The sequence below is a fragment of the Aestuariivirga sp. genome (assembly GCF_020252405.1).
GTDB lineage: Bacteria > Pseudomonadota > Alphaproteobacteria > Rhizobiales > Aestuariivirgaceae > Aestuariivirga.
Genome location: NZ_JADCDA010000025.1, coordinates 22,351 through 44,979, shown reverse-complemented (window position 1 = coordinate 44,979; position 22,629 = coordinate 22,351). Strand labels below are relative to the sequence as shown.

Genomic DNA, 22,629 nt, shown 5'->3' with positions numbered 1-22,629 from the left:
GACCTCAAGGCCAAATACCAACAGCTGATCGCCATCGGAAAAGCTCCCAAGCAGGCCACCACTGCCGTCATGCGAAAGCTCGTCGTCCTCGCCAACGCACTCCTCAAAAAACGCGCCACCTGGCAGAAAAAAATCGCTTGATCATCACGGATACTCTAGAAACCGCCGCACAACCGATAATCAGGGGGAGCTTCCGTGCTCGTTCAGCCATCCGGCAGACTCATCACCATCATCGGCGGATCGGGCTTTCTGGGGCGGCACATCGTCCGGGCGCTGGCGCAGCGCGGCTACCGCATCCGGGTGGCATGCCGCAGGCCCGACCTTGCAGGCCACCTGCAGCCCCTGGGCAACACCGGGCAGATCATGGCGGTGCAGGCCAATGTGCGCTTTCCGGCCTCGCTCGATGCCGCCTGCGCGGGCGCCTATGCGGTGATCAATCTGACGGGCGTTCTCTATTCCTCGGGCGCCCAGAACTTCGATGCCGTGCATGTGTTCGGGGCGGAAGCCTCGGCCAGGGCCGCCAGGGCGGCCCGCGCCCTTCTGTTCATCCAGATGTCGGCGATCGGGGCCGATGCCGGTTCCAGCGCCCAATATGCCCGGAGCAAGGCCGAGGGCGAGCGGCTGGCGCGCGCCAATTTCCCCGGCGCGATCGTGCTGAGACCCTCCATCGTGTTCGGACCGGAGGACAGTTTTTTCAACCGCTTCGCCGGCATGGCGCGCATCTCGCCCTTTCTGCCGCTGATCGGCGGCGGCGAGACGAAGTTCCAGCCGGTTTTCGCCGGCGATGTGGGCGAGGCGGTGGCCCGCCTCGTCGATGCGGGCGAGGCCGATGGCAAGACCTATGAGCTGGGCGGGCCGGAGCAGTTCAGCTTCAGGCAGCTTATGCAGTTCACACTCGATACCATCGGCCGCAGGCGCCTGCTGCTGCCGCTGCCCTGGGGTGTGGCCAGGGTGCAGGCGGCCATCATGGGCCTTGCCCCCAAGCCGATGCTGACCGCCGACCAGGTGGAAATGCTGCGCCATGACAATGTGGTGAGCGGGGCGGCGCTCCGCGAGCAGAGGACGCTGGAGGGCCTCGGCATCGTGCCGCAGGGAATCGGGGGAATCGTTCCGGGCTATCTCTACCGCTACCGCAAGGCCGGTCAGTTCACGACACCCAGGGGAACCCCCGAGTAAATCACCGCGAGCAGGACGACGCCGAGCGCCACGCGATAGATGGCGAAGGGCAGGAAGCTCATATGGCGGATGAGCTTCATCAGCACCGTGATGGTGCCGAGCGCCACGAAAAAGGTGAGAACCGCCGTCAGGATCATCGGGACGGAGATGACTGCGCCGCTGTGCGCCGCCTCGCCGAGTTTCAGCACGCCCGCGCCGGCGATGGCCGGAATGCCGAGCAGGAAGGCGAAGCGCGCCGCCTCGGGCCGCTCGAAGCCCAGCGCGCGCGCCGCCGTCATGGTGATGCCGGAACGGCTGACGCCCGGCACAAGGGCCAGGGCCTGGGCCAGGCCGATGATGAGGGCCGGCGCCCAGGTCATGCCGGCCATGCGCCGCGTGTTCAGGCCGAACCGGTCGCAGACGTAGAGCAGGATGCCGAAGATGATGGCGTTCCACGCCACCACGATGGGCATCTGGCGCACCAGGTCCATGAAGCCCAGCTTGTCGAGGATAACGCCGACCACGACCGCCGGAACGGTGCCGAGAATGAGCAGCAGGGCAAGCCGGCCCCAGGCGCTGTTGCGGCCGCGCGCCATGTCCAGAAGGCCCATCGACAGCTTCGCGCAGTCTTTCCAGAAGTAAACGATGACCGCCAGAAAGGACCCCATATGCACCATCACGTCGGTGAGGACCCCCTGGTCCGGCCAGCCGGTGAGCACGGGCACCAGCAACAGGTGGCCCGAGGAGGAAATGGGAAGGAATTCGGTGATGCCCTGGATGAGCGCCAGCACGACGATCTGGAGGATGAGCATGGACGGCAACTCTGGGCTTGGGACAGTCGGATCTTTTCGGATTTTCTTGCCGCGGGGGACGCGGGCGTTTTATACGCGCGTTACATTCCGGGCAATTGCGGCTTTTGTTTCGCCAAGGCCGGACCAGTTGCCAATGACAGGGTTAAATTCGTCCTAACATGCCGTCGCTCATTCATTTTACACTCGATCCGTTCAGCCGCCGGTTGCGCCTTGCCCTCGCGGAATATGGCGTGCCGGTGGAGCTGATCGACGAAGAGCCCTGGGAGCCGATGCCCGAGATATTCGAGCTCAACCCCGCCGGCACGCTGCCGGTCTATCTCGAGGACGCCGGGACCGCGCTCTCCGGCATCGAGGCGATCACCGAATATCTCGAGGAGACCAAGGCGACGCGCCTCTCGCTGATCCCCGGCGATGCCTTCGAACGCGCCGAGGCGAGGCGGCTCGCCGGCTGGTTCGACGTGAAATTCTACGCCGAGGTTTCCGAACCGCTGCTGACGGAGAAGGTGATCCGCCGCTTTCTCGGCCGCGAGCGCGGCGGCGGCGGGCCGGACACAGGCCGCGTGCGCCAGGCCATGACGCGGCTGCGCGAGCACCTCGGCTATGTCTCGCACCTCGTGGACCACCGGGTGTGGCTGGCGGGGAACGAACTCTCGATCGCCGACCTGGCGGCGGCGGGGCACATCTCGGCGGCCGATTACTTCGGCGATATTCCGTGGGCGGATTATCCCGCCGCCAAGGGCTGGTATCAGCGGGTGAAGTCGCGCCCCTCCTTCCGGCCGCTGCTGGCCGACACCATCCGCGGCATGGCGCCGGGGCCGCATTACGCGGACCTCGATTTCTGAGGTGGCCGGCCTCCGCCAGGAGATCGGCGAGAAGGCCTCGGGCGAAGGCTTCAGCGCGGTGCGCGTGGCGAGGCTTTCGCCCGACGCGCGGCAGGCCGGGCGTCTGCGCGCATTCATCGCGGAGGGCCGCCATGGCGGCATGGCGTGGATGGCGGAGACGGAAACCCGCCGCGCCAGCCCGCAGGCCATGTGGCCCGGGGCGAAGACGGCGCTCGTCTTCGCGCAGAACTATGGGCAGGACCTCGATCCGCTGGAGCGGCTGAAGGACAGGGGCTCCGGCGTCATCTCCGTCTATGCGCTGAACCGCGATTATCATGACCTCATGAAGGGCAAGCTGAAGCGCGTGGCGCAGTGGCTGGCCAGGCGCACGGGCGCGGAGGCGAAGGTCTTCGTCGACACCGCGCCGCTGATGGAAAAGCCGCTGGCGCAGAAGGCGGGGCTCGGCTGGCAGGGGCGGCACACCAACCTCGTCTCGCGCGAGCTTGGCTCGTGGTTCTTCATCGGAACCATCCTGACGGCGGCGGAGATCGAGGCCGACGCGGCGGAGGCGGATCACTGCGGCTCGTGCCGGGCCTGCCTCGACATCTGCCCGACCGGGGCATTCCCCGCGCCCTACCAGCTCGATGCGCGGCGCTGCATTTCTTATCTCACCATCGAGCATGCGGGGCACATCGGCCGCGAATTCCGCGCGGCGCTGGGCAACCGCATCCATGGCTGCGACGATTGCCTGGCCGCCTGCCCGTGGAACAAGTTCGCGCAAGCCTCGCATGAATCAAAACTGGTGGCGCGCGAGGACCTGAAGGCGCCGCGGCTGGGCGCATTGCTGAAGCTCGACGATGCGGCATTCCGCACGCTGTTCGCAGGCTCGCCGGTGAAGCGCACGGGACGCGACCGCTTCATCCGCAACGTGCTGATCGCGGCGGGCAACAGCGGCGATGCGGGCCTGATTCCGGCGGTGATGGCGCTGCTCGGCGATCCCGCGCCCATCGTGCGCGCCATGGCCGTGTGGGCGCTGTCGCAGCTGCTGGACGAACCGGATTTCGCCGCCTTGCGTAACCGGCACATGGGTGGCGAGACCGATGACGGGGTACGCCGCGAATGGGAGACGGCATGAACCACATTCTGTTTTTCGGGCTGGGCTTTTCGGCGAAGGCCCTGGCGGAGCGGCTGGCGGCAAGGGGCTGGACGGTGAGCGCCACCAGCCGCAGCGAAAGCGGGGCCGCGGCGATCCGCGCCAGGGGCTATCGCGGCTTCGTCTTCGACGGATCGCGGCCTCTGCCGCAGGGGGCCTTCGAGGGCGTGACGCATGCGGTCGGCTCGGCTCCGCCCGGCGAGGACGGGGACCCGGTGCTGCGTCAGCACGCAGGCGATTTTGCGGAGCGGGCAAAGCAGTTCCAGTGGGTGGCCTATCTTTCCACCACCGGGGTCTATGGCGACCATGGCGGTGGCCTGGTGACCGAGGAGACGCCGCTCTCGCCCAACACGGAGCGCGGGCACAAGCGGCTTCTCGCCGAGACGCAGTGGCTCGGGCTGTGGCGCGGGCATGGTCTGCCGGTGATGGTCTTCCGGCTGGCCGGCATCTATGGTCCGGGGCGCAACCAGCTGCTCCCGCTGCTCGACGGATCGGCGCGGCGCGTGATCAAGGAAGGCCAGATCTTCAGCCGCATCCATGTGGCCGATATCGCCAACACGCTTGAAGCCTCGATCGCCCATCCGCACCCCGGCCGCGCCTATAATGTGTGCGACGACGAGGCCTGCCCGCCGCAGGACGTGGTGGAATATGGCGCGCGGCTGCTGGGCCTTCCGGCGCCGCCGGACGTGCCGTTCGAGGCAGCCGGTCTCTCGCCCATGGCGCGGAGCTTCTATGCGGATTCGAAACGGGTTTCGAACGCGCGGATCGTGAAGGAGCTGGGCGTGAGGCTGAGCTTTCCGACCTATCGCGAGGGGCTGGGGGAACTGGCGAAGGGATTGAAGCGGTAGAGCCAACGCTTCGCACGCCTCCCGCCGATTTTTCACCTCCCCCGGGCCTGACCCGGGGGTTCTTTTTTCCGCGGCACCCGAAACGGATGCGCGGATCAAGTCCGCGCAAGGTGAAGAGCGCGGATCGATTCAGACTCTCATTCCCTCGGACCTCTCAGCCAACCGCAGCGCCGTGTCGCGCAGCAGGGCGAGGTTGCCCGGCGTCGAGAGCCGGTGGTCGCCGCCCTTGATGAGCACCAGCGTCACATCCGGGCCGCGGAGCGCGCCGAATACCTTCACGGCATGGGTGGCGGGCACGTCCGCGTCCTCGTCACCCTGCAGGATGCAGACGGGGCATGGCACGTCGAGCCCCTGATTCAGGAGCAGGTGCCCGCGGCCATCCTCGATCAGGCGTTTGGTGATGGTGTAGGGCTCGCCATAGGCGGAGGGGCGGAGCCACACGCCCTTCTCGTTCAGCTCCTTGCGGACCGCGTCGGGGAATTTGTCCCACATCAGGTCCTCCGTCATATCGGCGGCGGGGGCGAGCAGGACGATCCCCTTGATATTCTGCGCCGCGGCCGGATGCATGAGCCGCAGCTGGCGGTAGAGCAGCAAGGCGATCCAGCCGCCCATGGAGGAGCCCACCAGAATGCGCGGCCCCCGGCCATGGGTGAGCACCATGTGAACGGACTGTTCCAGCCATTTCGAGATGGCGCCGTCGACGAACAGCCCGCCGGAGGCGCCGTGGCCCGAATAGTCGAAGCGCAGGCTGGGCCTGCGGGTTTCGCGCGCGAGGGCCGCCAGGGCTTCGGCCTTGGCGCCCTCCATGTCGGACTTGTAACCGCCCAGCCAGACGAAGCCGCAGCGGCCAAGATCGTCCCTTCCGTCAAGGCGATAGGCGATGGGGGTGCCGTCCGGAGCGTTTTCGAACTTGATATCGGTCATGGCAGGGTCATATCAGGCGTGACCGGGATTGAACATCCGGCGCTGCCCGATTTGCGCCGTCAGCCCCGCCCCGCCATCGGACGAAAGACCTGGACCAGATGAATATTCAGACACCCACCGGACCGGCCGGCATCGAGGCGATGCTGGGCCTGGACGCCAAGGCGCGGTTCCGGACCCGGCGCCGCCGCCTTATCTGGGCGGCGCTGCTGGCGCTTGCGGTGGCGGGCATCGTCTGGTGGGCGGCATCGGGCCAGCACGGCGGCTCGGCCATCGCCTATGAAACGGCGCCGGCGGAGCGCAAGCCCGTCATTGTGCGCGTGCAGGCCACCGGCAACATCCAGCCCACCACCGAGGTGGAGGTTTCGAGCGAGCGCTCGGGCGTCATCCGCACGGTGAACGTCAAGGCCAACAGCGTGGTGAAGAAGGGCGACGTGCTGGCCGAGCTCGACACGGAACGGCTGCAGGCGGAACTCGCCCGCGGCAAGGCGGCCCTTGCGGCGGCCGAGGCGCGCCTGGCGGATGCAAAGGCGACACTGCTCGAGAAACAGCTGCTCTACCAGCGCGCCGAGAAGCTGAGTGCGCGGGGCGTGTCCTCCACCCAGGACCTCGACACGGCGCGCGCCGCGCAGTCGCGCGCGGAGGCGGGCGTCATCGCCGCGGAGGCTGACATCGAAGTGGCCAGGGCCGACATGACGATGACGGAAACGGACCTCGCCAAGACGCGCATCCTGTCGCCCGTCGACGGCATCGTGCTGAAGCGCGATGCGGAGCCGGGGCAGACGGTGGCCTCTTCCTTCCAGGCGCCGGTGCTGTTCACCCTCGCCGAAGACCTGGCCCACATGCAGCTCGAGGCCGATGTGGACGAGGCCGACATCGGCAACGTGAAGGAGGGCCAGAAGGCAACCTTCCGTGTCGATGCCTATCCCGGCCAGAATTTCCCCGCGCTGATCGACACCATCGAATTTTCGCCCAAGGTCACGGACAATGTGGTCACCTACAAGGCGGTGCTGACGGTCGACAACAGCGCGCTGCTGCTCAGGCCCGGCATGACGGCCACCGCGCAGATCGTGGTGCAGGAGGTGCCCAACGCGCTTGCCGTGCCCAATGCCGCACTGCGCTACACCCCGCCCAGGGAGCGGAAGTCACAGGGTTTCAGCGTGATGAACCTGTTCATCCCGAGAATGCCGCCCGCGGTGAAGAACACGGCCCCCGCCGCCGACGGAATGCGCACGCTCTACGTGCTCGACAATGGCGCTCCGAAGGCGGTCGCCGTGCATGCCGGCGTCTCCGACGGCAAGGATACCGAAATTCTGTCGGGCGGCATCAAGGCAGGCGACCAGGTGATCGTTTCCTCCAGGGCTTCGGGCTCGTGAGCGACGGCCCGCCGCTCGTCTCCTTCGCCGGCGTCACGCGCTTTTATGGCGAGGGCGGCGGGCTGGTGCGCGCGCTGGCAGGCGTCGACCTGACCATCGGCAAGGGCGAGTTCATCGCCATCATGGGCCCGTCGGGCTCCGGCAAGTCCACCGCGATGAATATCATCGGCTGCCTCGACCGGCCGTCCAGCGGCAGCTTCAAATTCCTGGGTGTCGAGGTGAACCAACTGAGCCAGGACCAGCGCGCCCTGCTCCGGCGCAATTTCATCGGCTTCGTGTTCCAGGGCTTCAACCTGCTCAACCGCACCACCGCCATCGAGAACGTGGAACTGCCGCTGATCTATCGCGGCACGCCGAAGCGCGAGCGGCGCGAACGCGCCCTGGAGGCCCTGCACCTCGTGGGCCTTCAGGGCCGCGAGCGCCACACGCCGGGCGAGCTTTCGGGCGGCCAGCAGCAGCGCGTGGCGATTGCCCGCGCCATCGTCACCGGGCCCTTGCTGCTGCTGGCCGACGAACCGACGGGCAATCTCGACAGCCAGCGCAGCCACGAGATCATGGAGCTGATCGCGCGCCTGAACGGGGAGCGCGGCATCACCGTGGTGATGGTCACGCATGAGCCTGAGATGGCGGATTTCGCGCACCGCACCATCCGCTTCGTCGACGGCCACATCGCCAGCGACGGGCGGAAGCAGGCCGCCTGATGCTGTGGGAAACGGTGAAGCTCGCCATGTCTTCGATCAGGCGCAATGTGCTGCGCTCGGTGCTGACGCTGCTCGGCATCGTGATCGGCGTCGGCGCGGTGATCGCCATGGTGACGCTCGGCAATGGCGCCTCGAGCAAGGTGCAGGAGAACCTCGCCAAGCTCGGCTCCAATATGCTGATCGTCAGGCCGGGGCAGACCACCTTCGGCCCCGGCGGCTCAACCGATGCGCGCTCCTTCGACGAGCGCGACGTGGCGGCGCTGAAGAATGAGCTGAGCGGCATCCGCGGCGTTGCACCCACCGCGCAGAAACAGATGAAGGTGGTGTTCGGCGCGCTGAACTATGACGCGACCGTGACCGGCACCAATTCCGACTGGTTCACCGTGCAGGACTGGGTGCTGGAGGATGGCCAGCCCTTCTCGGAAACGGAGCTGCGCGCCGGCTCCTCGGTCTGCGTGATCGGGGCCACGCTGACGCGCGAACTGTTCGCGGGTCAGGACCCGATCGGCGAGCGGCTGCGCATCGGCAGTTTCTCCTGCGAGGTGATCGGGCGCCTGGCGGCCAAGGGCCAGTCGGCCTTCGGCTCCGACCAGGACGCGGTCCTGGTGCTGCCTTTGCGCGGCTATCACCGCCGCATTGCCGGCAACACCAGAATCGGCACCATCTCGATTTCGGTGACGGAGGCCGCCGACATTCCGCGCGTGCAGCGCCACGCCGAGGACGTGCTGCGCGAGCGCCGCCGCATCGTGCCGGGCGAGGAGGACGACTTCACCATCCGCGACCTGACGCAGATCCTCGCCACCATGGCGTCGACCACGGCAATCCTCACCGGCCTTCTCGGCGCGGTGGCCGCGGTGTCGCTGCTGGTGGGCGGCATCGGCATCATGAACATCATGCTGGTGTCGGTGACCGAGCGCACGCGCGAGATCGGCATCCGGCTCGCCATCGGCGCGCTGGAGCGGCAGGTGCTCACGCAGTTCCTGGTGGAGGCGGTGGTGCTCGCCCTGTTCGGCGGGCTGATCGGCATCGCCATCGGGCTGGGCCTTGCGGCGGCCGGGGCGGCGGTGATGGACGTGCCCTTCAACGCTGACATCAGGGTGATCGCACTTGCCTTCGCCGTGTCGGCGCTGACCGGCGTGATCTTCGGCTTCTTTCCCGCCAGGCGCGCGGCGCGCCTTGACCCGATCGAGGCGCTGCGGCGGGAGTAGTGATCAGCCGTTTTGCAGCTTCTCGAGGAAGGGGACGGTCGGGTAGGAATCGGCCGGCCAGCCCATCTTGATCTGCTCCTGCTTCACCGCATCGCGCGTGGCCTTGCCGAGCTTGCCGTCGACGGTGCCCACATCATAGCCCTTGCCTTCGAGGATCTGCTGCAGCTGCCTGATCTGGTCATAGGACAGCGCCTCAACCGGCGCGCGGCCGGGATAGAAGGGGCCAGCGCCGGCGATGCGGTTGGCGAGATAGCCGGCCGTGAGCGCATAGACGAGGGACTCGTTCCACTTGAGATAGGCCGTGGTGAAGTTCTCATAGGCGAGAAAGGCCGGACCGTCCTTGCCCATGGGCAACAGCAGCGAGGCGGGGAACTTGTCAGCCTTGAGCTTGCGGTCGACGCCGGTGACGCCCCACTTCACCCACTGGCTGCGCGGCAGCTGGATGGCGATGTCGGCCTGATCCCAGGGCAGGTCCTTTGTGAGGCGCACCTCCTCGAGCCAGGGCTGGTTGGCCTGCCAGCCATGCTTCACCAGAAGGGCGGCGCCCGAGGCCATGGCGTCGGGGATCGAAAGGCGCAGGTTGCGGTGGCCGTCGCCGTCGAAGTCCACGGCGGTCTCGACATATTCCTTGGGCAGGAACTGGGTGTGGCCGATCTCGCCGGCCCAGGCGCCCTTCATGTCCTCGCGCGCCAGGTCGCCGTTCTGGTAGAGCCTGAGCGCGCCGATCAGCTGCTCGCGGAACTTCTCCGGCCGGCGGCAGTCCCACGACAGGGTGGCGAGCGACGAGATGGTGTCGAAATCGCCCATGTTCTTGCCGAAGTCCGTCTCGAAGGCCCAGAAGGCGATGAGCACCTCGCCCGGCACGCCGTAGCGCTGCTGGACCGCATCGAACAGCTGCTTGTTCTGGCGCAGAATGTTGGCGCCCTCCTTGATGCGGTAGGCGGAGACCATGCGCTTCTGGAAATCGATGAAGGAGAGCGAGAACACGCTCTGCGCCCGGTCCTTCTTGATGATGCCCGGCTGATACTGAACGCCATCGAGCGCCGAGAGGCCCCTGGCGTCGATGCCCTGGGCGGCCGCTTCCTTCCTGAACTGCTTGATGAAGCCGTCGAAGCCCGCAGCCGAGTCGCCGCAGGCAGCACCCGCATGGGCCATGCCGCTCAGCCCCACCATCGCCACGAAGGCCGCCGCCGCCAGTTTGAGGTTCCGCATTCCTGTCTCCCGATTCGTCTGCCGCTGGGTGAGACCTTTGGCGCTAAGCCCTGTCTTGGTCAAATTAAAGGCCGGGCGCAGCAAAAACCCCTCCCGCAGGGGGGTGCGGGAGGGGCGGGCGAACCGGCCTGCCTGGGGGGGAAGGCTCAGTTCGTAAGATAGACCGTGGACTTGTCATGGCCGCAACCGCCGCCGCGGGCAGAGGGTGGGCTATTGGCATCGAGCGGGGCGGACATCGCCTCCTCCGGCTCAGGCGCACTCTGCGGCAGGCCATCCGGCGCTGCCGCGTCCTGGGCGGGGGCAAGGGCGGTTTGGGCCTGCGGCGGGGGCGGCGCGGCCGTGGCGTCCTCCGCCTGGGCGGAGGTGGAGAGGCCCACGAGAAGGGCTGTGACCATCAGAAGGGACTTCATCGGCTTTCTCCCTGTTGAACAATCGTCCGAGTCATAACCCCGAACGCGGAAAAGGTCTCCACACATTCAGGTGATGGCGGACAGAACCTCGACCAGCCGCCGGACGCGCGGGTCATCCAGCGCGGCGGACCTTCCGGCGAGCACCGCGCAGGACCGGAGGATCACGCCATCATCGAGGATTTTCAAGGCATTGGCGGCAAGAGTTGCGCCCGTCGTCGTGATGTCGACAACGATCTCGGCAATCCCCGCCGCCGGCGCCCCTTCGGTGGCGCCGAGGCTTTCGACGATGCGATAGCCGGTCACACCCTTTTCCGCAAAGAAGCGGCGGGTGAGGTTGCGATACTTGGTGGCCACCCGCAGGCGGCGACCATGGCTTTCGTAGAAGCTTTCGGCGATCTCGTCGAGGTCGGCCATGGTGGCGACGTCAAGCCAGCACTCCGGCACCGCGACGACGACCTGCGCCGGGCCGAAGCCGAGGCGGACGAGCAGCTGAACGGCCTTGTCATCCGGCGCGATCTTCTCGGCGAGCAGGTCCTGGCCGGTGACGCCGAGGCCGATTTTCCCGTCACGCAGGTTCTGGGCGATCTCCGAGGCGGAGAGGAAGGCGATCTCCACCCCATCAAGCCCGCGCACAAGCCCGCGATAGCCGCGGCCGGCGCCGAGCCTGTCGATGGTGAAGCCGGCCTTCTCAAGCAGCCCGGCAGCCTCTTCCATCAGGCGGCCTTTGGAGGGGATGGCCAGCGTCAGCGGGCTCATGCCAGCACCGCCTTCAGGCGATCCGTGTGGATGGCGCACCCAACGGCGGGCACACGCACGGGCGAACCCATGTCGGAGAGCAGATTGTCATAGCGCCCGCCGCCCGCCACGACGACGGCGCCATGCGGCGTATCCGCCTCGATCTGGAAGGTGAAGCCCGTATAGTATTCGAGCTCGCGCCCGAAGCCCGCCGCGAAACGGAAGCGGCGCGGGTTGAGGCCCAGCTCCTCCATCTCGAACAGGCGCCTGGCATAATCGTCGCGCGCAGCCTGGAAGCGGGGGCCTGCGGCAATGCCTGCGAACTGCGCATCGATGGCGGAGGCCCCGCCCGCAATGGCGAGATAGGCGTTGAGCGTATCGGCCTTGGTGCGCGCGAGCGGCGTCTCCTGCCGGTCGGCCGCCTTGTTGGCGAGGCGAGCCGCGATTTCCGGCGGGTCGCGCCCGCCAACGAGCGGGACGTTGCGCGCGCCGATCTCCGCCTCCACGACGGACAGCGCGTCGCCCTCCGCGACGCGGTCAACCAATGGCGAAACCGACGTGCGGCGCGCGCCGCGGCCCGCGCAGAAACTGTCAAGCAATTCGCGGAAGGCATGGGGCCGCCAGAAGTGGTGGCGCAGGCGCTGGCGCCAGCGGGCCGGCATGCCGGTATCCTCGAGAAGAGCGGAGAACAGACCGAGATCGCCAAAGCTCACGCGGCAGCGCGGGAGGCCCGCGGCTTCGAGCGCGGAAATGGCAAGCTTGAGAACGCGCGCTTCCGCCGAGATAGGTTCGGACGCGCCGAACCATTCGATGCCAGCCTGCGTGAATTCCCGCGGGCTCAGGAGCTCGTCCGGAAAACGGAAGGCGGGGCCTGAGTAGCAATAGCGGCGCTCCCCCGCGGGGTCCTTTGCGTGGCTCAAATGATAGCGGCAGGCGGGCACGGTGAGGTCGGGCCTCAGGCACATCTCGGTGCCCGAGGGATCGGTGAACACAAAGGTCCGTGCACGGATATCCTCGCCGGAGCGTTCAAGGAAGATGTCGGCGGGCTGGATGATGTCGGGTGCGATGTGGTCGAAACCGCCCCGCTCGAACACCGCCATCAGCGCCACGTTCTGGCGCTCCAGCGCGGAGCGTTCGGCACTCGACTTGCCGGCCATTACTCCGCCAGCGCCTTCTTCACCGCGGAGACGAGATCGGCCTCGGGAACCGAGAATTGCGCCAGGCGCTGGGAGGCATATTCCGCGCGGGATGCGATGTTGCCGGCGAGTTCCGCGCCAAGCCGCAGGTCCTTGATCTGCACTTCGCGCTTCAGCCTCTCGTCACCGCCCTGGATCACCACCAAGGGCGCGCCACGCCTGTCGGCATATTTCATCTGCGCCTTCATGCCCGCCGTTCCGGCATACATCTCGGCGCGGATGCCGCCCTTGCGCAGCTCTTGCACCATGCGCCAGTAATCGCCGGTGCGCTCCTTGTCCATGACGAGCACCACGACGGGCGCAAGTGTGGAGGACTCCTGCGCAAGACCCGCCAGCTTCAGCGCCGAATAGAGACGCGACACGCCGATCGAGAAGCCCGTGGCAGGAACCGGCTGGCCGGTGAAACGCGCCACCAAATCATCATAACGCCCGCCACCGCCCACGGAACCAAAGCGCACGGTGCGGCCGTCCTCGTCCTTCGTCTCCATCAGGAGTTCACATTCGAAGACGGGGCCGGTGTAGTATTCGAGGCCGCGAATAATACTCGGATTAATCAGAATTCTTTCAGGCCCATAACCTGCCTTGTCGAAGAGATCCTGCATTTCTGCAAGTTCGTGAACGCCAGATGCGAGAGTATCGTTCATCTTGAAAAGAGCAGGGATGCTCGAGAGTACATCAAAGCCAAAACTGCGCGAATAGCGCTTATTGTGAGGATTGACTCCCGCGATGGATACTCGAATTCTTTCCAGCTCCTCGGCGTGACCATAGGCATTCATATCCCAAGTTGCTGGCGGATGGACGAAGGGATTCGGGAAGCTCAGCGATGAACTCAAGTGCTCTCCACGTTGCAGGGCGTCGAATGCACTGCCAAAACGGAGAAGTTGAATAAGAGGATCAATCTGATCCTTGGACAATCCGGCCCCGGGCGTGAAATCTCCACTTTCATCCTTTCGGCCTTCACCTAGCAGCTGACTCACGCCGAGTTCCCCCAGGCGGTCAAACTTATCAAGAGCACGCATAACAGTCAGTTTGCGAGCAAGCGACTCGTTTTGACCAAGGCCTATGCTCTGCATCACGCCATCGATCACTTTGCGATTATTGACGTTGATAACATACTGGCCGCGCTTGAGACCCAGCGCCTCCAACGTGTCCGCCGCCATCATGCAGACCTCGGCATCGGCCACCGGCGAGGCGGAGCCCACCGTGTCGGCGTCGAACTGCATGAACTGGCGGAAGCGGCCGGGGCCGGGCTTTTCGTTGCGGAACACCCAGCCCTGGCGATAGCTGCGGTAAGGTGTTGGAAGCTTCTGGCTGTTTTCGGCCACGTAGCGGGCCAAGGGGGCCGTCAGGTCATAGCGCAGGCTCAGCCACTGATCGTCATCGTCCTGGAAGGAGAAGACGCCGGCATTGGGCCGGTCCTGATCGGGCAGGAACTTGCCCAGCGCATCGGTGTATTCGACGAAGGGCTGCTCCACCGGCTCGAAGCCATAGGATTCATAGACCTCCTGGATCTTCGCCAGCATCTGGCGGGTGCCGCGGATCTCGTCGGCTGAAATGTCACGGAACCCCCTGGCGACGCGCGCCCTGGGGCGGTTTTCCTTGGTCATTCTGGCAACCCGGCTTGAATGCCGGATTATCTAGAGGAACGGCGGGCGGGGGGCAACCATAACCGGGTCTTGGCCCTTGTGCCCTTCTCCCGTCGCGAAGCGATGGGAGAAGGTGGCCGACAGGCCGGATGAGGGCCTCGTTCAACCAGCACGACTCGCGGAAAGAGGCCCTCATCCCCCCTTCGGGGACCTTCTCCCATCGCGTTGCGACGGGAGAAGGGGAAGCTGTGGCAGTCTTACTTGTCCCGCACTACCTTCTGCGCCTGTTCGCCGAGGCCCTCTATCCCCAACCGCATGGTGTCTCCCGGCTTGAGGAAGCGCTGGGGCTTCATGCCCATGCCCACGCCCGGCGGCGTGCCGGTGGTGATGATGTCGCCCGGCATGAGGGTGAAGAATTCCGAGAGATAGGCCACGATGTGCGCCACGCCGAACACCATGGTGGAGGTGGAGCCGTTCTGCACGCGCTTGCCGTTGAGATCGAGCCACATGGCGAGGTTCTGCGGGTCCCTGACCTCGTCCGCCGTGACGAGCCACGGACCCACGGGCCCGAAGCTGTCATAGGACTTGCCCTTGGTCCACTGGCCGGAGCGTTCCGTCTGGAACTCGCGCTCCGAGAGATCGTTGATGGTGCAGTAGCCGGCCACATGTTTCAGCGCGTCGGCCTTTTTGATGTTCTTGGCCCTGGTTCCGATGATGACGCCCAGTTCCACCTCCCAGTCCGACTTCCTGGACCTGGGCGGCAGCGTCACGTCGTCGAAGGGACCCGACAGGCAGCTCACTTGCTTGGCGAACACCACGGGCTCCTTCGGCACCTGAAGGCCGGACTCGGCCGCATGGTCGGAATAGTTGAGGCCGATGGCGATGAACTTCTGCGGATTGGCGATGCAGGCGCCGATCCGCGGCGTGCCGCGCACCAGCGGAAGTGACCCGGGCTTTATCTTCTTCAGCCGGGCGAGGCCCTTGGGGGAAATCGTCCCGCCCGTGATGTCCGGGATCACCGCGGAGAGGTCGCGGAGCCGCCCCTCGCCGTCCAGAAGGCCCGGCTTCTCCCTGCCCTTCGCACCGTAACGCAAAAGTTTCATCTGACGTCCCATCCCGTTTTATGACGATCGCCGCAAAATGCCGCTGAATCACGTGCAAGTCAAAAGCTCACTTGAGCGCGTCTCAGCGGACGATGATGACGTGCATATTCTTCGGGCCATGGGCGGGCCTGACGATGGTTTGCTCAATGTCGCCGGTGCGGGACGGGCCCGAGATCATGTTCACCGTGCGCGGCATGTTGCCCTCGCCCATGAGCGCGCGCAACCTGGTCCACGCCTCCTCATAGCTGGCGAACAGGGCGGAGGATTCGAGCAGCACGATATGGGCTTCCGGCAGGAAGTTGAGCGTCGTCGGATTGTCCGCGCCCGAGATCAGAACGATGGTGCCGGACTCGGCGATGCCGGCAAAGGCGCGGGAGATCGAGGCGCGGTCCTCATCCGCCGCCGGGCCTTCCGTCACCTCCAGCGCGCCGCCGCGATGCCAGGGCAGCTTCGCGAGAACCGGATCGGCGCCGCGGCGCAGCCGGGCCGGCAGGTTGCCGTCACGCAGGTAGACGGCGGCGTGGTGCGGCACGTCGTTGATGTCGTCCACAACCTCCACCGTGCCGCCAACGGCCAGCATCATCTCCGTGAAAACACGGATGCGGTGCTCAAGGTCGCCCTGCCCGCGCTCCGGGATCAGGTTGCGGGGGTGTTCGGCGATCCGCCGCTCCACCGCCCCGCGGCGCGCGCCTTCGGGCCCATGTGGAATGCGGGCGCGCACGCGGCCCAGGATCGCCTCGCGCGCGCTCACGACCGGCGCTCCTTCCACAGCCGGTGGAAGGTCTTGCCCTGAGGCGCGGGAAAATCGCGGAACTCGGTCCAGCCCGAGGCGAGCGGCGCCTTTTTCAGGCGGCCCTTGCCATGCGCCTGGTTGGCCAGCACGCGCGCCGCCAGAGCCGTCGCCCTGCGATAGAGCTTCGGGCGCTTCGCCACCCAGGCCCAGAGGCCGAGGCCCCAGCGCATGGTGGTGGGCTGCAGGTGGCGCTCAAACTCCTTCTCGCGCCAGTGCCGCAGCATTTTGGGGATGGGGATGCGCATGGGGCAGACTTCCTCGCAGCGGCCGCAGAAGGTCGAGGCGTTGGGAAGATGGCGGGCCTTCTCGATGCCGACGAGGGCGGGCGTCACCACCGAGCCGATGGGGCCGGGATAGACCCAGCCATAGGCATGGCCGCCCACCGCATTATAGACCGGGCAGTGGTTGAGGCAGGCGCCGCAGCGGATGCAGCGCAGCATGTCCTGGAACTCGGTTCCGAGCACGTTTGCGCGGCCATTGTCGAGCAGGATGACGTGGTATTCGGCGGGGCCATCAGGGTCGCCCGGGCGGCGGCCGCCGGTCGAGAAGGTCGTATAGTTCGAGAACTCCTGCCCCGTGGCGGAGCGCGCCAGCACGCGCAGGATCGTCGTCGCGTCCTCCAGCGTCGGCACCAGCTTTTCGATGGAGGCCAGCACGATGTGGACCTTCGGCAGCGTCTGCGTCAGGTCGCCGTTGCCCTCGTTCGTCACGATGATCGAGGAGCCGGTTTCGGCGATGAGGAAATTGGCGCCGGTGATGCCGACGTCGGCGGTGAGATATTTCCGCCGCAGCACGCCGCGGGCTTCCTCGACGAGCGAGGGGATTTCCGAGAGGTCGCGCCCGGGGTCGAGGTGGGTGTGGACGCGGCGGAAATCCGCCTCCACCTGGCCGCGGGTCAGGTGCACGGCGGGGGCGATGATGTGCGAGGGCCGCTCGTTCCGGAGCTGGATGATGTATTCGCCCAAGTCCGTCTCGACAGGGGTGATGCCGTTCTCCTCCAGGTGCCTGTTGAGGTCGATCTCTTCGGAGATCATCGACTTGCCCTTGGTGACCATCTTCGCATTGGCCTTGCGGCAGATCTCCAGCACCGCGGCGCGCGCCTCGTCCGGCGTTTCGGCCCAGTGCACGTGGCCGCCCGTCTCCTTCACCTTCGCCTCGTAGCGCTCGAGGTAGATGTCGAGATGGTCGAGCACATGATCCTTGATGCCGCGCGCCTGGTCGCGAAGCTGATCGAACTCGGGCAGCGCCTCGCGGGCCTTGGTGCGCTTGGCGATGAAGCGCGGGCCCGTCTCAGTCATGGCGAATTGCAGCTGGTCGTCGGCCAGCGCCTTCGCCACATTGTCCTTGAACGCGGTGGTGGACATTTCCGTCATCACTCAGCCTCCGCAATGGGCGGCGTTGCATAATCGCCCGCCAGCACCTCCGCCACATGGCGGACCTTTATGGCCGAGCCGACGCGCTTCAGCTTGCCGGCCATGTTCATGAGGCAGCCCATATCGCCGGCGATCAGCGTGTCCGCCCCGGTCGCCTCGATGTGGCGCAGCTTCTTTTCCAGCATCTTGTCGGAGATGCCGGGATATTTGACGCAGAAGGTTCCGCCGAAGCCGCAGCAAACATCCGCATCCGTCATCTCGCGGAGCGACACGCCCTCCACACTGGCCAGCAGCTTCCGCGGCTCCTCGCGGATGCCGAGCTCGCGGAGCCCCGAACAGGAGTCGTGGTAGGTGGCGCGCGCCGGGAACCGGGCCTCCACCTTGTCGACCTTCATGACGCGGGTGAGGAAGGAGGTGAGCTCATGGGTGCGCCGCGCCAGGTGGAGCGCCTCCTCATGCCCGGCCGAGCCGGTGTCGAATAATTCCGGATAATGCTTCACGATCATGCCGCCGCAGGAGCCCGAAGGGACCACCACATAATCGAAGCCCCGGAAGGCGGCGATGACGTTGAGCGCAATCGCCCGGGCATCCGCCCTGTCGCCGGAATTGTGGGCGGGCTGGCCGCAGCAGGTCTGGGCCTCCGGCACCTCAACCGTGCAGCCGACATCCTCCAGCAGCTTTACCGCGGCAAAGCCGACGGAGGGCCGGAACAGGTCGACCAGGCAGGTGACGAACAGGCCGACGCGGGGGGGTGACTCAGGCATGGAACCTCGGGGTTGGACGGGGACATGGTCTTGCCAGCCCCCGCGCAAGGCCGCAAGGCTTCCGTCAGTTCTTGGTCTTGAGATAGGCGAGCAGGTTGGCGCGGTCGTCGGGCTTTTTCACGCCGGCGAAGGCCATCTTGGTGCCGGGAACCTCTTTCTTGGGGTTCTCGATATAGGTGAGGAACAGCTCGTCCGTCCAGACCGGGTGGGTTTTGGCGTAGTCCAGCATGGCGGTCGAATATTTGTAATCCGGCACCGAGGCGACGTTGCGGCCGATCATGCCCTTGAGCGTGGGTCCCACCTTGTTGACGCCCTTCTCGGCCTCGTGGCAGGCCTTGCACTGGGCGAAGACTTTCTCGCCCTTGGCGGCATCGCCTGCTTGCTGGGCCAGTGCGGCGGCGGGCAGCGCCAGGAGGCTGAACAGCGCGATCGTCAGTCGGGTCATGGGGTCACTCCGTTGATCTTTCGTTGCATTGGGGATCGGACGCGGTTTAATTCAGTTCCCTGAAACGCTTCCGGCTGAAAATAGATCACCCATGCTCACAATGCCCGTCCCCGACGAATCTGCGATCCGGCGCCGTGCGGGCATCGCCGCGGCGTTGCGCCGCATCGTGCCGGGCGAGGGGGTGATCGAGGCCCCCGTCGAAATGCGCGCCTTCGAGACGGACGGCCTCACTGCCTACCGCCAGATGCCGCTCGTCGTGGTGCTGCCGGAGACGGTGGCGCAAGTCTCCGCCATTCTGAGATACGCTTACGAAAACGCCATCAAGGTGGTGCCGCGCGGGGCGGGCACGTCGCTTTCCGGAGGCGCGCTGCCGCTGGCCGACGGCATCCTGCTGGGAATGGCCAGGTTCAACCGGGTCCTCGAAATCGACTATGCCAACCGCTGCGCGGTGGTGCAGCCGGGTGTGACCAACCTTGCCATCACCAGGGCGGTGGAGCACAAGGGCTTCTATTACGCGCCGGACCCCTCCTCCCAGATCGCCTGCACCATTGGCGGCAATGTGGCGGAGAATTCGGGCGGCGTGCACTGCCTCAAATATGGCCTCACCGCCAACAACGTGCTGGGCATCGAGATGGTGCTGGTGACCGGCGAGGTGATCCGGCTGGGCGGCAAGCATCTCGACTCCGAAGGCTATGACCTTCTGGGCGTGATGACGGGCTCCGAAGGCCTGCTTGGCGTTGTCACCGAGGTGACCGTGCGGATATTGCAGAAGCCCGAGACGGCGCGCGCCGTGCTGGTGGGCTTCCCGACCTCCGAGGATGCGGGCCGATGCGTGGCCGACGTGATCTCCGCCGGCATCATCCCCGGCGGCATGGAGATGATGGACCGGCCCGCCATCCATGCGGCGGAGGATTTCGTCCATGCCGGCTACCCGCTGGACGTTGAGGCGCTGCTGATCGTCGAGCTCGACGGGCCGCAGGCGGAGGTCGATCACCTCATCGGGCGCGTCTCCGGGATCGCGCGCGCGAACAATTCGTCCACCTTGCGCATCTCGACCTCGGAGGAGGAACGCATGCTGTTCTGGGCGGGCCGCAAGGCGGCCTTCCCCGCCGTGGGGCGCATCTCGCCCGATTACCTCTGCATGGATGGCACGATCCCGCGCAAGCGCCTGCCGGAGGTGCTGCAGGGCATGGCGGAGCTCTCGCGCATTCATCGGCTGCGCGTCGCCAACGTCTTCCATGCGGGAGACGGCAATTTGCATCCGCTGATCCTGTTCGACGCAAATGACGCCGATGAACTTGACCGGGCGGAGAAGTTCGGCGCGGACATTCTGCGCCTCTGCGTCAAGGTGGGCGGCGTGCTGACGGGCGAGCATGGCGTGGGCATCGAGAAGCGCGACCTGATGCCGGAAATGTTCTCGGAACAGGACCTCGCCCAGCAGATGCGCGTCAAATGCGCCTTTGACGACAAGGGGCTCCTCAACCCCGGCAAGGTCTTCCCCACGCTGCACCGCTGCGCCGAGCTGGGCCGCATGCATGTGAAGGGTGGCGCGCTGCCCTTCCCGGAGATCCCGAGATTCTGATGAGCGCCGTGCTGAAGCCTGCGACCGAAGCCGAACTCCGCGGGATGATCGCCGCCGCGCAAGCGCCGCTGGAGATCATCGGCAGCGGCGCCAGACGCCACATCGGCCATCCGGTGCAGGCGGCGGCGGTGTTGGACATGTCTGGCTTCACCGGTGTCATTGCCTATGAGCCGGAGGAGCTGATCCTCGACGTTCATGCCGGAACGCGGTTGTCGGAGATCGAAAGCATGCTCGGCCGGCGCGGCCAGCAGCTGGCCTTCGAGCCGCCGGATTTCTCCAGGCTCCTCGGCGCGGCGCAGAGCGGCAGCATCGGCGGGCTCGTGGCGTCCAACCTCTCCGGCCCCCGCCGCATCAAGGCCGGCGCGGTGCGCGACCACATTCTCGGCGTGCATGGCGTGACCGGCGCAGGCAATGTTTTCAAGGCCGGGGCGCGCGTGGTGAAGAACGTGACGGGCTATGACATGCCGAAGCTGCTGACGGGTTCCTGGGGCACGCTCGCGGCCCTGACCTCGGTGATCCTCAAGGTGCTGCCCGCTCCGGAAACGGAAGAGACGGTGGCGCTCTCCGGCCTCGATGACGCGCAGGCGGTCGAGGCGATGAGCCTTGCCATGCAGTCGGCCTGCGAAGTCTCCGCCGCCGCCTGCATTCCCGGCGAGGCGGTCTATCTCCGCCTCGAGGGCATTGCGCCCTCCGTCGCTTATCGGCGTGACCGGCTGGGCAAGGCGCTGCGGCGCCCGATCGAGGTGATGGCGGCGAAGAGCTCCGCCGCCAAGTGGCAGGCGATCCGCGACGGCGCGATGTTCGCGGAGAATCCGGGCCATCCGCTGTGGCGCGTCTCGGTGGCGCCCTCCGATGCGCCGGGCATGATCCGTATGCTGAAGGACAAGCTCGACATCCGCTATCTTCTCGACTGGGCGGGAGGCCTCGTCTGGCTGGAAGTGCCGCCCTCGCATGACGCCTCGGCGGCACTGGTGCGCTCCGCCTTCACGGCGGGCCACGCGACGCTGATCCGTGCGCCTGAAACGACCCGCGCCGCCATCGACGTGTTTCAGCCGCAGGCGCCCGCCCTCGCGGCGCTGACCGGCCGGGTGAAGGACGCCTTCGACCCGCGCCGCATCCTCAACCCCGGCCGCATGTATCGGGGGCTCTGATGCAGACCAATTTCACCGCCGAACAGCTCGCCACTCCGCGCATCGGCACCGCCAACCAGATCCTGCGCAAATGCGTGCATTGCGGCTTCTGCACCGCCACCTGCCCCACCTATGTGCTGCTGGGCGACGAACTCGATAGCCCACGCGGCCGCATCTACCTCATCAAGAACATGCTGGAGTCGGGCGAGCCCGCCGACGCGAAGACGGTGAAGCACCTCGACCGCTGCCTATCGTGTCTCTCCTGCATGACCACCTGCCCCTCGGGCGTCAATTACATGCACCTCGTGGACGAGGCGCGGGCGCATGTGGAGGAGACTTACAGAAGGCCGCCGTTCGAGCGGCTGCTGCGCAACGTGCTGGCCTACACCATGCCGCGGCCCAGGCTGTTCCGCCTGTCGCTGATCGGCGCCAGGCTCGCATCGCCGCTGGCGCCCGTGGCGAAGTCCTTCGGCGCCACGCGCATCGCCGCCCTGCTGGGCCTGACGCCGAAGCGCATGCCGGCGCCGGAGCCCATCGGCCGGCCCGGCATCTATCCCGCGCGGGGACAGAAGAAAGGCCGCGTGGCGCTGCTGATGGGCTGCGTGCAGAGCGTGCTCGACCCCGGCATCAACGCCGCCACCATCCGGCTGCTGAACCGGCTTGGCTTCGAGGTCGTCGTTTCGGGCGAGGAGGCCTGCTGCGGTTCGCTCACCCACCACATGGGCAAGGAAGCGGATGCGCTGGCCCGCGCCCGGCGCTCGATCGACCAGTGGACCAAGGCCGACGTCGATGCGGTGATCGTCACCGCCTCGGGCTGCGGCACCACCATCAAGGATTATGGCCACATGCTGCGCCATGACGCGGCCTATGCGGAGAAGGCCAAGGCGATCAGCGCCAAGGCGAAGGACGTGACCGAATTTCTCATCATGCAGGACCTGCCGGAAGCGCGTGGCGGGTTGCGCCTTGCCTATCACTCCGCCTGCTCCATGCAGCATGGCCAGAAGATCAGGACGGAGCCGCAGAAGCTGCTGCGCCGCGCCGGCTTCACCGTGATGGACGTGCCGGAAGGCCACCTCTGCTGCGGCTCTGCCGGCACCTACAACATTCTGCAGCCGGAGATCGCCACCAGGCTGCGCGACCGCAAGGTGGCGAACATCGAGCAGCTGTCACCGCAAGCCATCGCCACCGGCAACATCGGCTGCATCACGCAGATCGGGCTGGGCACGAAGATTCCCATCCTCCACACGGTGGAGCTGCTCGACTGGGCCTATGGCGGCCCGAAGCCGGAGCGCCTGCCGGGCTGAC

General features: G+C 66.5%; 21 protein-coding genes and 1 pseudogene. 10 read left to right on the top strand and 12 right to left on the bottom strand.

The window, feature by feature from the left end:
• Nucleotides 1–195 precede the first annotated feature (195 nt).
• Nucleotides 196–1,176, top strand: coding sequence for a complex I NDUFA9 subunit family protein (locus IOC69_RS05300; RefSeq protein WP_290542494.1), 981 nt, complete (start codon nucleotides 196–198; stop codon nucleotides 1,174–1,176).
• On the opposite strand, the gene IOC69_RS05295 is transcribed toward IOC69_RS05300, so the two are convergent.
• On the bottom strand, nucleotides 1,143–1,967 hold the full coding sequence (locus IOC69_RS05295) for an undecaprenyl-diphosphate phosphatase (RefSeq protein ID WP_290542493.1): 825 nt from the start codon (nucleotides 1,965–1,967) through the stop codon (nucleotides 1,143–1,145). The genes IOC69_RS05300 and IOC69_RS05295 overlap by 34 nt on opposite strands.
• A gap of 158 nt (nucleotides 1,968–2,125) precedes the next feature.
• Between IOC69_RS05295 and IOC69_RS05290 the strand changes: the two genes are divergently transcribed.
• Genes IOC69_RS05290 through IOC69_RS05280 form a run of 3 tightly spaced genes read left to right on the top strand, consistent with a single transcriptional unit; the run spans nucleotide 2,126 to nucleotide 4,789 of the window.
• Nucleotides 2,126–2,809, top strand: coding sequence for a glutathione S-transferase family protein (locus IOC69_RS05290; protein WP_290542492.1), 684 nt, complete (start codon nucleotides 2,126–2,128; stop codon nucleotides 2,807–2,809).
• On the top strand, nucleotides 2,802–3,923 hold the full coding sequence (gene queG, locus IOC69_RS05285; RefSeq protein ID WP_290542495.1) for a tRNA epoxyqueuosine(34) reductase QueG: 1,122 nt from the start codon (nucleotides 2,802–2,804) through the stop codon (nucleotides 3,921–3,923). The genes IOC69_RS05290 and queG overlap by 8 nt, the downstream gene beginning before the upstream one ends.
• Nucleotides 3,920–4,789 carry an SDR family oxidoreductase gene (locus IOC69_RS05280; RefSeq protein ID WP_290542491.1) on the top strand — a complete coding sequence of 290 codons (870 nt, stop codon included), beginning with the start codon at nucleotides 3,920–3,922 and terminating at the stop codon, nucleotides 4,787–4,789. The genes queG and IOC69_RS05280 overlap by 4 nt, the downstream gene beginning before the upstream one ends.
• Nucleotides 4,790–4,918: 129 nt before the next feature.
• Here IOC69_RS05280 and IOC69_RS05275 read toward each other — a convergent pair whose 3' ends face one another.
• On the bottom strand, nucleotides 4,919–5,713 hold the full coding sequence (locus IOC69_RS05275; protein ID WP_290542490.1) for an alpha/beta fold hydrolase: 795 nt from the start codon (nucleotides 5,711–5,713) through the stop codon (nucleotides 4,919–4,921).
• Nucleotides 5,714–5,811: 98 nt separating this feature from the next.
• Here IOC69_RS05275 and IOC69_RS05270 point away from each other — a divergent pair, with 98 nt between their 5' ends.
• From IOC69_RS05270 to IOC69_RS05260, 3 genes are read left to right on the top strand one after another with little or no spacing between them, the layout of a single operon-like run.
• Nucleotides 5,812–7,086 (top strand): efflux RND transporter periplasmic adaptor subunit, encoded by a 1,275-nt coding sequence (locus IOC69_RS05270; protein ID WP_290542489.1) that lies wholly within the window; start codon nucleotides 5,812–5,814, stop codon nucleotides 7,084–7,086.
• On the top strand, nucleotides 7,083–7,787 hold the full coding sequence (locus IOC69_RS05265) for an ABC transporter ATP-binding protein (RefSeq protein ID WP_290542488.1): 705 nt from the start codon (nucleotides 7,083–7,085) through the stop codon (nucleotides 7,785–7,787). Before IOC69_RS05270 ends, IOC69_RS05265 begins: the two co-directional genes overlap by 4 nt.
• A complete protein-coding gene (locus IOC69_RS05260; RefSeq protein ID WP_290542487.1) occupies nucleotides 7,787–8,995 on the top strand; it encodes an ABC transporter permease in 1,209 nt (402 codons plus the stop codon). Before IOC69_RS05265 ends, IOC69_RS05260 begins: the two co-directional genes overlap by 1 nt.
• Nucleotides 8,996–8,998: 3 nt before the next feature.
• Here the strand turns inward: IOC69_RS05260 and IOC69_RS05255 are convergent, their stop codons facing one another.
• The 10 genes and pseudogenes from IOC69_RS05255 to IOC69_RS05210 all read right to left on the bottom strand — a co-directional run bounded on the left by IOC69_RS05255 (nucleotide 8,999) and on the right by IOC69_RS05210 (nucleotide 18,612).
• Complete coding sequence (locus IOC69_RS05255) at nucleotides 8,999–10,207, bottom strand: lytic murein transglycosylase (RefSeq protein ID WP_290542486.1); 1,209 nt, start codon at nucleotides 10,205–10,207, stop codon at nucleotides 8,999–9,001.
• Nucleotides 10,208–10,353: 146 nt separating this feature from the next.
• Nucleotides 10,354–10,617 (bottom strand): hypothetical protein, encoded by a 264-nt coding sequence (locus IOC69_RS05250; RefSeq protein ID WP_290542485.1) that lies wholly within the window; start codon nucleotides 10,615–10,617, stop codon nucleotides 10,354–10,356.
• 75 nt (nucleotides 10,618–10,692) lie between these two features.
• Nucleotides 10,693–11,373: pseudogene (hisG, locus tag IOC69_RS05245) on the bottom strand (ATP phosphoribosyltransferase); the annotation flags it as partial.
• A complete protein-coding gene (locus tag IOC69_RS05240) occupies nucleotides 11,370–12,509 on the bottom strand; it encodes an ATP phosphoribosyltransferase regulatory subunit (RefSeq protein ID WP_290542484.1) in 1,140 nt (379 codons plus the stop codon). The pseudogene hisG and the gene IOC69_RS05240, both read right to left, overlap by 4 nt.
• Entirely contained in the window at nucleotides 12,509–14,155 is a 1,647-nt protein-coding gene (locus IOC69_RS05235; protein ID WP_290542483.1) for a HisS family protein, read from the bottom strand. Before IOC69_RS05235 ends, IOC69_RS05240 begins: the two co-directional genes overlap by 1 nt.
• 236 nt (nucleotides 14,156–14,391) lie before the next feature.
• On the bottom strand, nucleotides 14,392–15,237 hold the full coding sequence (locus IOC69_RS05230; RefSeq protein ID WP_290542482.1) for a fumarylacetoacetate hydrolase family protein: 846 nt from the start codon (nucleotides 15,235–15,237) through the stop codon (nucleotides 14,392–14,394).
• A gap of 82 nt (nucleotides 15,238–15,319) precedes the next feature.
• Complete coding sequence (locus IOC69_RS05225; protein ID WP_290542481.1) at nucleotides 15,320–15,988, bottom strand: lactate utilization protein; 669 nt, start codon at nucleotides 15,986–15,988, stop codon at nucleotides 15,320–15,322.
• A complete protein-coding gene (locus tag IOC69_RS05220) occupies nucleotides 15,985–17,403 on the bottom strand; it encodes a LutB/LldF family L-lactate oxidation iron-sulfur protein (RefSeq protein ID WP_290542480.1) in 1,419 nt (472 codons plus the stop codon). The genes IOC69_RS05225 and IOC69_RS05220 overlap by 4 nt, the downstream gene beginning before the upstream one ends.
• Nucleotides 17,403–18,167, bottom strand: coding sequence for a (Fe-S)-binding protein (locus tag IOC69_RS05215; protein WP_290542479.1), 765 nt, complete (start codon nucleotides 18,165–18,167; stop codon nucleotides 17,403–17,405). The genes IOC69_RS05220 and IOC69_RS05215 overlap by 1 nt, the downstream gene beginning before the upstream one ends.
• A gap of 64 nt (nucleotides 18,168–18,231) precedes the next feature.
• Nucleotides 18,232–18,612 (bottom strand): cytochrome c family protein, encoded by a 381-nt coding sequence (locus tag IOC69_RS05210; protein WP_290542478.1) that lies wholly within the window; start codon nucleotides 18,610–18,612, stop codon nucleotides 18,232–18,234.
• A gap of 91 nt (nucleotides 18,613–18,703) precedes the next feature.
• Here IOC69_RS05210 and IOC69_RS05205 point away from each other — a divergent pair, with 91 nt between their 5' ends.
• The 3 genes from IOC69_RS05205 to glcF are packed head-to-tail and all read left to right on the top strand — an operon-like array spanning nucleotide 18,704 to nucleotide 22,628.
• On the top strand, nucleotides 18,704–20,194 hold the full coding sequence (locus IOC69_RS05205; RefSeq protein WP_290542477.1) for an FAD-linked oxidase C-terminal domain-containing protein: 1,491 nt from the start codon (nucleotides 18,704–18,706) through the stop codon (nucleotides 20,192–20,194).
• Nucleotides 20,194–21,345, top strand: coding sequence for a glycolate oxidase subunit GlcE (gene glcE / locus IOC69_RS05200; protein WP_290542476.1), 1,152 nt, complete (start codon nucleotides 20,194–20,196; stop codon nucleotides 21,343–21,345). The genes IOC69_RS05205 and glcE overlap by 1 nt, the downstream gene beginning before the upstream one ends.
• On the top strand, nucleotides 21,345–22,628 hold the full coding sequence (gene glcF, locus IOC69_RS05195) for a glycolate oxidase subunit GlcF (protein WP_290542475.1): 1,284 nt from the start codon (nucleotides 21,345–21,347) through the stop codon (nucleotides 22,626–22,628). The genes glcE and glcF overlap by 1 nt, the downstream gene beginning before the upstream one ends.
• The last annotated feature ends 1 nt before the right edge of the window (nucleotide 22,629 follow it).